Raw genomic sequence first — 11,349 nt, forward strand, 5'->3', positions numbered from 1 at the left:
CCACCTGACCCTTCTCCCAGCCGGAGGCTGGCGTGCAGGCGACCGGCTCGACCAGATAATGCCCGCACATCTGGAGAAAGCGGCGGTTGTAGGCACGCTCCTTGCCGATGAAGATGGTGTCCACCGCCGTCTTCATGTTGTCGTAGATGCCGCGCCGGCAGGCGCCCTTGAAGAACGCGAAGGCGCGGTCATGAGCATCGAACACCATCTCCTGGCTCTCGCGCGGATAAGCCCGCACGAACATCATGCGCGAGTGGCAGAGGCGGACATGGGCGACTTTGACAGTGGCCGGCATGCCGTTGAGCAGGACGACTTCGTGGCTCCAGTCGAACTGGTAGGCCTCGCCCGGTGCAAAGCTGAGCGGCACGAAGACGGCGGTCGCAGAGGTGGACTGCTCCCGGCGCCAACTCCTGGCATAACGGCGCACGGCGTCATAGCCGCCCTCGTAGCCAAGACCCCGCAGCTCCTCGAAGAGCCGGATCAGGGTCAGACGTTCCCGAGCGGGCTTTGCGTCATTGAGCGCCAGCAGCCGATCCAGATCCTCCCTCCAGGGGCCGATCCGCGGCAGAGGCTGGCGTTCGCGCTCGTAGCGGAACTCGGTGGCTCCCGAGCGCAGCACCTTGCGGACGGTGTTGCGCGCGATGTGGAGCTCGCGGGCGATCTGCTTGATTGTTTTGCCGCGCACGAAGAACTCGCGCCGGATCCGTGCAATCGTGTCCACGCCCTTCATCCCCTGCCACCTATCCTGATCCAGGATAGGCAGTTTGCTCGCGTGACAGCCGCAGGGGTCAAATTTAGATGCCGATCCCCCGTCTCAGAGGGTCAACATTGCACGCCGAAACACATCGCAACGCTTGCCGCCGCGACCCTCACCCGCAAGCGCCGGGCTCTGGAGCGAAGTTTGGAGGCGATCCTGGCTGCGCTGACCTCGTACGCTCTGGCCCGTGCGCTTGAGACCAAGTTCCGGCGCGCCCGCGATCAGCTTCTGACCTTCGCCCACTGGCCCGGCATGGTTGACGCGACGAACAACGCCTGCGAACGCGCGCTCAGACCCGCCGTGATTCAGCGCAAGGTAACCAACGGCTAACGTGCTATGTGGGCTGCCGAAGGCGAAGCGGACATTCGGACGGTCGTTGACACGGCTCGTCTCAGCTTGGGGACCAAGGCGTTCAAGACAATCCTTCAGACTGTGTCCGCCTGAACCTCAGTGCGGAAGGAGGGCCTAAGGTAATTACAGCGAAAGCTGTTCATCTTGCCAGTGCACTCTGACTATCGAAGCCGAACCTACGGCCTGTTAGTGCTTGAGCCAGTCGATTGCTGCGGCGAGGCAGAGCACGCCCATGAAGGATGAGGCGGTCTTCTCGTAGCGCGTTGCAACCGCTCGCCACTCTTTGAGCCTGGCCCAGAGCCGCTCGACGACATTGCGGTTGTTGTAGATCCAGTCCGGACAGGCCACGGGTGCCTCATTGGACTTGGCAGGGATCGCCGGCTTCGCACCGATGCTCCAGATGTGCTCGCGGAAGCTGTGACTGGAATAGCCACGATCAGCCACGACCCAGGTCGGGACACCTGGCAGGCTGTCGAGCAGCGGAATGGCGTCAGGCAGTTCATGCGCCTGACCCGGTGCAATCCGGAAGGCAATCGCCCGACCTCGGCTGTCGGCGATCACGCAAGCCTTGGTGCAATAGCCGCCACGAGAGCGGCCAAGTGCTTCACGATCGTCTCGTTGAGCTTGAGAGCCCCTTTTCGGCGCGCTCGGGCGGCCTTCTGATGAGCCCGCACGCTGGTGCCGTCGAGGAACGTCATTCCGAGCTGGATCCCGCGCTCCTGCACCAGGTTGAGCAGGCGTTCCCAGACACCCAGGCGAGCCCAGCGGATGAAGGTCTGAAGCCGCCCGCCACCAGGGCCCCAGTTCCGTCAGCACAGCGCGCCACTTGGCCCCGTTCTCATGGCGCCAGAGGATAGCATCCAGTGTCCGACGCAGATCGTGCGGTGGGGTTTTGCCCTTCGGACGGCACTGTTCCACCAAAGGCTCCAGCATCGCCCATTGTGCGTCCGTCAGCATGGCTCCTCCTCAAACAGGACGAGCAAAACGCCTCCAGGTGCAAAGGGTTCAAGTCATAACAGGCCGTAGCAGCTGCATGATTAAATCGACACTTGTGAGGTTATCCTTTTTGACTAACAACTAAGCTGAAACGCGGAAGCTCTTAGCAGGTTATAGATCCATGCAGATCAGCTATTCATGAAGTGAGTTCCACATGCGTTTACTGCCTCTAGCCGGCTTCCTTCTCACAATATTTAACTCAGCCAATGCGTTAGCGGATCCCGGAAAGTGGGCCTCGACACCTGAAGGCAAGACCCGATGGGATGCCTGCTACAGAGAGACTAGAATGATATATCGCACCAAAAGTCTGTCCTTGCCTGATTACCGCCGTATGATTAAGGAAGCTCGCAAGTCGCACATGAAGCACTGTATGGTGAGGGCCAATCCGCCAGCTCCAGTGGATGTTGGAATGCCAACCGATCAAAATCCAGAGACAGCTCTCGCAAGCTGGGCAAGCAATCCGTAAGTTCGCTCTCGCTTGAAATCCCATCCCTATCTCTGCACATTCGAAAGGGATCAACAATATAACGACATCAGAGAAGGTCACTGGGTTTAAGGGGTTGTACCTTATGATTGATTTGGTGGAGGTTCGGGGGAGTTCTCTTCTAAGGTGACACGGCGAGGCAGTCTGAAGCAGGCGGAGCTGGGATTGCCGGTGGGCGACTTGATCCGGCAGGTCAGGATCTCCGAGCAGACTTGTTGCCTATATGGACGGCTCTCCCGTTGCAAGCAGAATCGGCTCTGATGGGCGTTGGTCACTTGCAAACATCTATCTGGCGTCACCCGTGACTGGGGCGCCCAAATGGGGAATCCGCTCGCGCACGCCTCTATAGCTCGTCAGACTCATATATCACGATCATTGTCAGGCTGGTTGCGCGCTGGTCCGACCCGTGCCTTTCAATTGCCTCTCATGCTCGCAATGCTCGTGACGTCTTCAGGTTGCGACGCGGTATGGCTCGCCCGTTCGCAGCACGGCCCAGATAATCCGTGCGGTCTTGTCAGCGACCGCAACCGTGGCTCAGCTAAAACTGCGTCGCTCCCGAAGCTGGTAGACCCACTGATTGGCCGGATCCGTCTTGTTCGGTGTAGTCCGCACCATAACTCGGGGCCCGTGGACAATCATGGCTCTGAACGGCTGCGAGCCTATCTTGGAGATCCCCATCCGCACGGGCCAGTCGCCGCTTAAGTGTTGTATATCTTCAAGCGCCGTCGCTTTCCAGTTGAAATCATCCTGCTGTGCGTGCGCTGGTACTGCAAATACAGCATCAGCTATCGCGATCTGTCTGAAATGATGCAGGAGCGTGGTGTCGCGGTCGATCCATCCACGATCTTTCGTTGAGTTCAGCGCTACGCGCCGGAGATCGAGAAGCGAATCCACCAAAATCAGGGGCATCGCTCGGGCTCATGGCGTCGGAGAGACCTATGTGCGGGTGGGCGGGAGATGAAAATACCTGTTCCGGGCTGTCGACAAGCACGGTTAGCTGATCGATTTCATGCTCGCAGAGATCGTGTCCCGCGGCGTGGTGTAAGAGGCCGGTGAGCAATTTTATTGCTCGCTTCAAGTGTTTGATTCAGAATAGATTTCACTGGAATCGGTGAGGCGGATGCGGGCTATTTGACGGTTGAGGACCCCCGCAATGAACACCTGTCTCTATGCCAGCGACCTCAATGATGCCGAATGGGCGCTGCTCGCTCCCCTTGTCCCCCGCAGCCATCCGGCCGGACGGCGACAGACCTATCCGTTACGGCGCATCGTCGATGCGATCTTCTATCTGCTGCGCACCGGAGCCCAGTGGCGGATGCTGCCGCATGAGTATCCACCGCGTAGTGCCGTCTTCTACCACTATGCCCAATGGCGCGAGGATGGCACCTGGGAACACGTGACCCAGGTTCTGCGCGAGAGTTATCGCTGTAAGATCGGCCGCGCGCCGCAGCCGACAGCCGCGATCATCGACAGCCAATCGGTCAAGTCTTCTGAGATGGGCGGACCGCGCGGCTATGATGGCGGCAAGAAGATCAAGGGCCGCAAGCGTCATCTTCTCGTTGATACGCAAGGCAATCTCCTGAAGAACAGCGTGCATCCCGCCGACATCCACGACCGCGCCGGAGCCGAGATCCTGTTGGAGGGACTGCAGCATCTGTTTCCGGCCATCAAGCTGATGTGGGCCGACACGGCTTATCGCGGATTGAAGGATTGGCTGTGCAAAGCACTGGGCTGGAGGCTGTCGATCCCACAACACTGGTGGTCCGGCGGCGTCTGGATGCGGGCTGATGCGGAGCCGCCGACGCGACCAAGCGGCTTCCAGGTGCTCGCACGCCGATGGGTGGTGATCGCCCGTACAATGGTGCCAACAGCCGATTTGACTGGCCAGTCCTCCTTGACCGCTGTGACTTGCGTCCGGCGAGACGCCGGGACAGGAGTTGTGGCAGGCTAAAGCCGCGTCAGGCGGCGGACGTCGGGAGCGCCGTTGAGGGAGGCGCCCATGACCCGGCAGACGCGTCATCCGCTCCTGCAGGTGCAGGAGTCCTTCGAGATCACGCGGTTCAGCCCCGAATGCCTGATCGAGGCCTACCGCCGCGTCGTACCCATCCAAACCAAAGCCATCCGAAGAGCCGCCGAACACCGCCGATCCGAAACTCCCGTCCACAAGACCCAAACTCAGGGAGGTAAGCATGTCTGATCGCCGCATCGCCCTTTACGCGCGGGTCTCCACCGAACAGCAGGCCCGGGATCACACCATCGCCAGCCAAGTCGCCGCCCTGCACGAGCGGATTGCCGCCGACGAACAATCCCTCGCGCCGGAGGATGCCTACGTGGATGAGGGCTACAGCGGCTCCGTCCTGGTGCGTCCGGGATTGGAGCGCTTGCGGGATGCGGTTGCGACCGGAGAGATCGAGCGGGTTTATGTTCTCGCGCCGGATCGGCTTGCCCGCCGCTATGCCCATCAGGTGCTTCTGATGGAGGAGTTCCGCCGGGCCGGGGCGGAGGTGATCTTTCTCAACCATGCCATTGGCGGCACCGCCGAGGACGATCTGCTGCTGCAAATCCAGGGCGTAATCGCCGAGTACGAACGCTCCAAAATCCTCGAGCGCAGCCGCCGTGGACGGCGTCATGCGGCTCAGTCGGGTTTGGTCAGCGCCTTCACCACCGGCCCTTATGGCTACCGCTACGTGCCTAAGGCTCTCGGCGGGGGTGTGGCACGCTTTGAAGTGGTACCGGAGGAAGCCCGCGTGGTTCGGTTGATCTTTGCCTGGGTGGGGCTGGAGCGGATCAGCCTGCGGGAGGTCTGCCGCCGGTTGCAGCAGGCGGGTGTCGTCACCCGTCGCGGATCGACCCGCTGGTATGCCTCGACGCTTGGCGGGATGCTCACGAACACCGCCTACATTGGGCGCGCCATCTACGGGCATGCCCGCTATGTGTTTGGGCCACCCAAGCTCCTGCGGCCCCTGCGGGGGCATCCTCACCCATGCCGCCGGCCGAGTGTGCGGGTGAAGGTGCCGCGCGAGGAGTGGATCGAGGTTCCGGTGCCGGCCTTGGTTGACCCAGCGGTGTTTGAGGCCGCTCAGATGCAGTTGCAGGAGAACCGCCAGCGCAAGCGGGAATCCCGGACAGGACCGCGCTGGCTGCTGCAGGGTCTGACGGTATGCCGCCGCTGCGGCTATGCTTATTATGGCAAGACGGCTCCGCAGTCGAAGCGGGATCCAGCAAAGGGCGTGTACTGCTATTATCGCTGCATCGGAACGGACGGGTATCGGTTCGATGACCATGCGGTATGTGACAATCCCCAGATCCGAGGCGATTATCTGGAGCAGGCGGTCTGGGACCGGGTGCGTGCGCTGCTGGAGGACCCGGATCGGATGGCGGGTGAATATCATCGGCGCTTGATGCAAACCCAAGACCGCACAGGCAGTTCTGACACCATACTGCAACTTGAACGCCAAATCGCGCGTCTCCAGCGTGGAATCGGGCGATTGATTGACAGTTACGCCGAAGGGGTGATCGAGCCTGCCGAATTCCAGCCGCGCATCGCGGGCCTGAAGACGCGGCGAGCCCGCCTCGAAGAGCAGCGTCGGGTGGCGGTGGAGGAGGCCCAAGCCGAGCGTGAATTGACCCTGATGATTGGGCGCCTCGAAGAGTTTGCCACCCGGGTGAGTGACGGACTGGACGAGTTGGACTTTGCTGGCAAGCAAGCCTTGATCCGAACCTTGGTGCGACGGATCGAGATCGATCGCAACCACGTTGAAGTCATCTTCCGAGTGCCACCTCCGACGTCCGAGGGCTCAAGCCCGTCGGAGCCTCACCCGCATTCGGAAACTTGGCACCATTGTACGAGCGATAGTTGAGCGAACACTGGCATGGCTTACCACCAACCGGCGGCTGGCTAAGGACTATGAGCGGTTCGTCGAAACCGGCGAGATGCTGCTCTATCTCGCGATGAGCCGCATCCTGCTCCGACGACTCACCTCAAAAAGGGAAAGATAATTGCTCACCAGCCTCTAATACCCGCCCAGGGAATTGCTGACGCGGTGAGATACGGGTAGGCCGTCGATGTTGTGAGACGGCCTGTCCGTCGAGGAGACGGTTCCAGGCGCGGCAGACCGCGTCCAACACCGCGTCATAATCGTCCAGCATGCGATGCGAGAGATCGCGCTCACGCAAGTACAGCCAGACCCGCTCCACGAGACCATTCGTCTGAGGCGTGTAAGGCTTGGTCTTACGGTGCTCCAGCTTCAGCCTCCGGCAGGCCTCCTCGAAGCCATCAGCGGTAAAGCAGGATCCCCTGTCCGTCAGGACATGCGTGACCTTAAAGGGGAAGGCGCGCACCGCCTCGTTCAGGAACGCGACCGCACTCGTGGTCAGTTCGTGGTCGTAGACGGCCAGGTGCACCCAGCGGGAGCAGCGGTCGATGGCTACATACAGGTACCGTTTCCGCCTCTCCCCATCGGCGGTCTGCAGCTTGGGCAGGTGCTTGATGTCGATGTGGATGAAGCCGAGATCATACTCCTTGAACGTGCCGATCTTGCGCTGGCGCTGCTGCGCCGGCGGCAGGCGGCCCAGGCCTTCCGCCTTGAGTATGCGGTAGACCGCATCGCGGTTGAGATGCGGCAGGAAGTGCGTGACGATGAAGGTGAGGTCATCGAGCGGAAAGCCGGTGGCCTGCCGCAGGGCGCAGACGATCGCCCGCTCCTCGTCCGTGGCTCTCCAGGGCAACTTGTGCGGCCGGCTGGAGTGGTCCTGGCAGTCCTGCGCCCCACGCTTGCGCCATTTGCGGATGGTCTCAGTGCTCACACTGAAACGCTGGGCCAGTACCCCGGTGGGCTCGGACGAGCGGGCAATCTCCTGGCGAACGGCGGGGGTGGTGCGGGCTTGGGGATGAAGCGAGTGCATCACGTCCTCCTGTGATGAGAAGCTCGGCGCCGCAGGCCGTCAAAGCGCCAAGTGTACTCCTCAATCGCGCAACGCACCTGATCCCAACAACGTTCCGCTACCAGACAGTCCGCTCGCTGCACCTCGTCATTGGTAAGCTGGACCTGTTTGCCGCGATGGTGCACGATCGGCTCGCGGGTGCGGATTGGCCGACGAAGCGCGACATCATCTGCACTCTCGTCAAGCGCATCGAGGTGGCCGATGATGTTGTTCGGGTGATCTTCCGGGTCGATCCCGGCTTCTCAGGTCCACCTGAGCCAGGTCGAACTTTGCACCATTGTCCAACACCTCGTGATCCTCGACAGAATGTGGCGCGATGGCACTGACTTCCGCTGGTCCAACCAGGAGGACCTGCCGGCATGAGTTTGTAGCTCACGAGATCCGCCGACTGGCGGAGTGATGTCCCTTGTCGGGACGAGGCAGCATCCATCTCGCGGGCACTGTTGCGGCGACGCTTCCAGACACCCAGGATGAAGTCGACCGCGTATGCAACATAGCGAGGCTGAGGCTTCCGACCCAATCATGCGGCGGTGTCTGCCGACCGCGGAGAGAACCACGACCCGACAGGTGATACCACCCGACCAAACGGGAAGGGCTGCTCAAAGGGCTTGACCAGAATCCCCGGAATGAGAGAACAGTGCCCATCCAAGTGCCGGCCTCACCTGCTTCAGCCCTGATTGCACCAGAGGCTCAAACCCTCTGAACATGCACGGCGTTCTGCAACCGGCGTAGATTGTATGCCGCACCATCGTGCAATATTGCGGTTAGGAGTAAGAAACAGTAACAACCAAGATAAATGGCGCATCAAAGGCGTAGCCAAGTTCGAGGCAGAAATGACTGATATCTCAGTAGTAGATTTAGCTCGGGCACCCGATCAGCAGCAAATCATCATCAGACAATACGGGCTCTTATCTCCGGTCGACTGGGATATAGATTGCGACGAAGAGTTGAATCGTATGACAAAGTTGTGGAACGAACTCGTCGACATTGAGGCTACTAATCAAGAAAAATATAAATTGATCATAGCCGATGCGCCAAACCTCAAGGAAATTAAGAGCAGAATATCAATACTTTCAGACGCGCATCAGGCCTGCCTAGCCGAGAAGAAATTTTTTAGAGCTAAAGGAGGGAGCAAGGTAGCCACACCTCAATTCGACCAGAAAATCAGGCAGCTTTATTCAGAGTTGATGACAGCAAAGCAAAGTGCAGCCATAGCTGCTAAGGCATTCCGAGAAGAGGTCCGTGATAAACTGCGAGAGCTTGAAGAAGAAAGGCGTAGTAATGTGAAACAAGCTCGGCAAGCTAGCGGTTTGTGGTGGGGCAACTATAACGCAGTCATAAAGTCATTCGAGCGTGGACGTACGGCCGCTCTCCGTGCGGGCGGACAGATGAAGCTCAAACCATATGATGGGAGTGGGCGGTTTACGAATCAGATACAGGGTGGAATGAGCGTGTGCGATCTGTTTGCCGGATCCCACTCTCAAGTGAGTGTAGCACCGCTACCTCCTGATGCTTGGTTTAGCCAGGCTCGCGGTAACCGACGTCGGCACCAGCGTACTTTTCTAAGAGTGACGATTTTTACACGGGGCACAGAACGGCGTACAGTGACTTGGCCCATGATTATGCATCGGGAGATCCCTGCCGACTGCCGGATCAAAGAGGTCGTTGTGACACGTCGCAAACTTGCCACGAAATGGCGGTGGCAGGTCGTTTTTACCTGCACACGTCCTGCATCTCAAATTGAGACCCCTAAATCGGGGCATTGTGTCGCTGTCAATCTAGGGTGGCGCCGCGTTGCTGACGGGATTAAGGTCGCGACAATTCTGCGATCCGACAGTGACACACTTGGCACTGTTATTATCCCCTCTGATATTGCAGCTGGCTTCGCACACGCGGATGAGCTCCGATCGCGACGTGAGAAGCTTAGACACAACGCTCTAAAACGGCTGAATACCATAGACTGGTCTAAAGCTCCCGCAATCTTAAAGGCCGATGTAGAGGCGATACAGGCTCTTCCCAGAGTCAGTTCTGGGAAGCTCGCGGTTCTTTGGAAGATTTGGCTTGAGCAAAGAAGCTGGAATGCTGGTGAGTTTGAAGCTCTACAACAGTGGCGCTCGGAGGACAAGAAGCTCCTCCTTTGGGAGGCAAATCTACGTGATAAGTTAGTCCGTCGCCGAGATGATCTTTACCGCAAGGCTGCCCGCATGGTTGTGCATTCTGTCGATTCTGTGATCTTGAATGATTTCGATATTGCGGATGCCAGCCGTGTAATCAAACCTTCTGGGAAGGGAAATCCGCTTCCGATGGCAGCTCGTCGCTATAGAATGATCGCAGCGCCATCACGACTTCGGACTTGGATCAAAAACCAAGCGGCTAAAAGCTGTGTAGCAATAGTTTCAGTTGCTGAAGCAACGACATGGGTTTGCTCCGGTTGTGGTGCTACTAACGAGCCTATCCAGCCGACGGCTTTGGAGTTCCGCTGTTTGAAGTGTGGTGTAGTCCTAGACCAAGATACGAATGCCTGCCGCAACATGCTCAAAAAAGCTTCTAAAGCAATATGAGGTACTTTCCGTGTTTCATGAGCCCATGAAGCATTGATGCTCCTATAGAGGTCAAGAGCTCTGAGAGAGTGCCGCGGGAGGCCTGTTGGTGCGGCAGAGATAGCCGAAGATCTCCCGTGCGACAAAGCGCTTGAGACAACAACGAATGATCTTGATCTTACCTTACCCTCTGCCGTTCGTTAGCGGGCATAGTCGAGGGTTGGTGGGTGGCTGCGCATCCGGACAATTACCACACGGTACAAAGCCGCGTTGGCCTGACGATTGCCGCCGCGGTTGAGCCGGTGACGCGAGGTCTTGCGTACGCGTCCGCCGAGGACCGCGGAATTTCGGCTGCGGCGTGGTAAAGTGGCCGCATGGAGATCGACCACGACAAGATCGATGAGGCCGTGCTCGCCCTGATGTGGCTGACGCTGCACGATGGCTGCCGGGCCTGGAAGAGCTTTGACTGGGGCGCAACAGACCGGCTCTACCAGAAGGGCTTCATCTGCGATCCGGCTAACAAGGCTAAATCCGTCGTGCTCACCGAGGAAGGGCTGCAGAAAGCCGAGGAACTCTTCAAGGTGCTATTTATGCGAAAGCCCTGAGCCTCAAGCGGCGGCCTGCTGATCCCGCAAGACTTTCCAATTCCAAGGCAGGAGTTCCTCAAGGCGCTTGGCTGGATGCTCCGGCAGTCGCGCCAGAACGTCAGCCAGCCAGGCCCGCGGGTCGACCTCATTGAGCTTGCAGGTCTCGACCAACGTGTACAGCGCCGCTGCCCGATGGCCACCCACATCCGAGCCAGCAAACGTCCAGTTCCGGCGCCCGACTGCAATGCCGCGGAGCGCCCGCTCGGCCGCGTTGTTCGACAGGCAGACCCGCCCGTCCTCGAGGAAGAGCGCGAACGAAGACCAACGCCGCAGCATGTAATTGATGGCTTTGGCCGTCTCGCTCTTGGGCGACAACCGTCCACGTTGCACCCGCAACCAGCTCTCCAGATCATCCACCAGAGGCTTGGATTGAGCCACACGGACAGAGCGTCGCTCGTCAGGCGGCTGGCCGATGATCGCGCGCTCGATCGCAAACAGCGCATCGATGCGCTTGACTGCCTCGAACGCGATCGGCCCCTTCTTCAACTCAGCCAGTTCAAAGAATTGGCGCCGGGCATGCGCCCAACACGCTGCCTCAGTCGCCGGGCCGGTCGCACGACCCGGTTCATACAGTTGCCCGAAGCCGGAATAGGCATCCGCCTGCAGGATCCCGCTGTAGCTCTTCAGGAA

Annotated in this window: 9 protein-coding genes and 4 pseudogenes; 8 read left to right on the forward strand and 5 right to left on the reverse strand. The window is 59.5% G+C overall.

Going from position 1 to position 11,349, the window contains the following annotated elements; translation table 11 throughout:
* Positions 1–730: IS21 family transposase (gene istA, locus OC446_RS26880; RefSeq protein WP_262032037.1), on the reverse strand; the 730-nt coding region annotated here is incomplete at its 3' end.
* Positions 731–850: 120 nt separating this feature from the next.
* Between istA and OC446_RS26885 the strand changes: the two are divergent.
* Positions 851–1,201, forward strand: a pseudogene (locus OC446_RS26885) (transposase); the annotation flags it as partial.
* 93 nt (positions 1,202–1,294) lie between these two features.
* Here OC446_RS26885 and OC446_RS26890 read toward each other — a convergent pair.
* Complete coding sequence (locus OC446_RS26890) at positions 1,295–2,065, reverse strand: IS5 family transposase (RefSeq protein ID WP_262032038.1); 771 nt, start codon at positions 2,063–2,065, stop codon at positions 1,295–1,297.
* Between the two features lie 1,228 nt (positions 2,066–3,293).
* Between OC446_RS26890 and OC446_RS26900 the strand changes: the two are divergent.
* The 4 genes and pseudogenes from OC446_RS26900 to OC446_RS26915 all read left to right on the forward strand — a co-directional run.
* Positions 3,294–3,546: pseudogene (locus OC446_RS26900) on the forward strand (IS6 family transposase); the annotation flags it as partial.
* 195 nt (positions 3,547–3,741) lie between these two features.
* Entirely contained in the window at positions 3,742–4,539 is a 798-nt protein-coding gene (locus tag OC446_RS26905) for an IS5 family transposase (protein WP_262032039.1), read from the forward strand.
* A gap of 48 nt (positions 4,540–4,587) precedes the next feature.
* On the forward strand, positions 4,588–4,785 hold the full coding sequence (locus OC446_RS26910) for a hypothetical protein (protein ID WP_262032040.1): 198 nt from the start codon (positions 4,588–4,590) through the stop codon (positions 4,783–4,785).
* Positions 4,778–6,448, forward strand: coding sequence for a recombinase family protein (locus OC446_RS26915; RefSeq protein ID WP_262032041.1), 1,671 nt, complete (start codon positions 4,778–4,780; stop codon positions 6,446–6,448). The genes OC446_RS26910 and OC446_RS26915 overlap by 8 nt, the downstream gene beginning before the upstream one ends.
* A gap of 235 nt (positions 6,449–6,683) precedes the next feature.
* Here OC446_RS26915 and OC446_RS26925 read toward each other — a convergent pair.
* Positions 6,684–7,493: pseudogene (locus OC446_RS26925) on the reverse strand (DDE-type integrase/transposase/recombinase); the annotation flags it as partial.
* Positions 7,494–7,507: 14 nt separating this feature from the next.
* Between OC446_RS26925 and OC446_RS26930 the strand changes: the two are divergent.
* Together OC446_RS26930 and OC446_RS26935 are read left to right on the forward strand one after the other, a co-directional pair.
* Entirely contained in the window at positions 7,508–7,858 is a 351-nt protein-coding gene (locus OC446_RS26930; RefSeq protein ID WP_262032043.1) for a hypothetical protein, read from the forward strand.
* A 507-nt stretch (positions 7,859–8,365) separates the two neighbouring features.
* Positions 8,366–10,093 (forward strand): transposase, encoded by a 1,728-nt coding sequence (locus OC446_RS26935; RefSeq protein ID WP_262032044.1) that lies wholly within the window; start codon positions 8,366–8,368, stop codon positions 10,091–10,093.
* A 51-nt stretch (positions 10,094–10,144) separates the two neighbouring features.
* Here OC446_RS26935 and OC446_RS26940 read toward each other — a convergent pair.
* A pseudogene (locus tag OC446_RS26940) lies at positions 10,145–10,386 on the reverse strand (IS110 family transposase); the annotation flags it as partial.
* Positions 10,387–10,446: 60 nt separating this feature from the next.
* Between OC446_RS26940 and OC446_RS26945 the strand changes: the two are divergent.
* Positions 10,447–10,677, forward strand: coding sequence for a DUF6429 family protein (locus OC446_RS26945; RefSeq protein ID WP_262032045.1), 231 nt, complete (start codon positions 10,447–10,449; stop codon positions 10,675–10,677).
* Between the two features lie 3 nt (positions 10,678–10,680).
* On the opposite strand, the gene tnpC is transcribed toward OC446_RS26945, so the two are convergent.
* On the reverse strand, positions 10,681–11,349 hold a 669-nt coding region (tnpC, locus tag OC446_RS26950; RefSeq protein ID WP_262032046.1), incomplete at its 5' end, for an IS66 family transposase.

Source organism: Microvirga sp. Mcv34, assembly GCF_024519725.1.
Classification (GTDB): Bacteria; Pseudomonadota; Alphaproteobacteria; order Rhizobiales; family Beijerinckiaceae; genus Microvirga.

Bases quoted from the DNA above. Each gene is read 5' to 3' on its own strand.
- OC446_RS26890 (WP_262032038.1), bottom strand. From the start codon at position 2,065: ATGCTGACGGACGCACAATGGGCGATGCTGGAGCCTTTGGTGGAACAG.
- OC446_RS26905 (WP_262032039.1), top strand. From the start codon at position 3,742: ATGAACACCTGTCTCTATGCCAGCGACCTCAATGATGCCGAATGGGCG.
- OC446_RS26910 (WP_262032040.1), top strand. From the start codon at position 4,588: ATGACCCGGCAGACGCGTCATCCGCTCCTGCAGGTGCAGGAGTCCTTC.
- OC446_RS26915 (WP_262032041.1), top strand. From the start codon at position 4,778: ATGTCTGATCGCCGCATCGCCCTTTACGCGCGGGTCTCCACCGAACAG.
- OC446_RS26930 (WP_262032043.1), top strand. From the start codon at position 7,508: ATGAGAAGCTCGGCGCCGCAGGCCGTCAAAGCGCCAAGTGTACTCCTC.
- OC446_RS26935 (WP_262032044.1), top strand. From the start codon at position 8,366: ATGACTGATATCTCAGTAGTAGATTTAGCTCGGGCACCCGATCAGCAG.
- OC446_RS26945 (WP_262032045.1), top strand. From the start codon at position 10,447: ATGGAGATCGACCACGACAAGATCGATGAGGCCGTGCTCGCCCTGATG.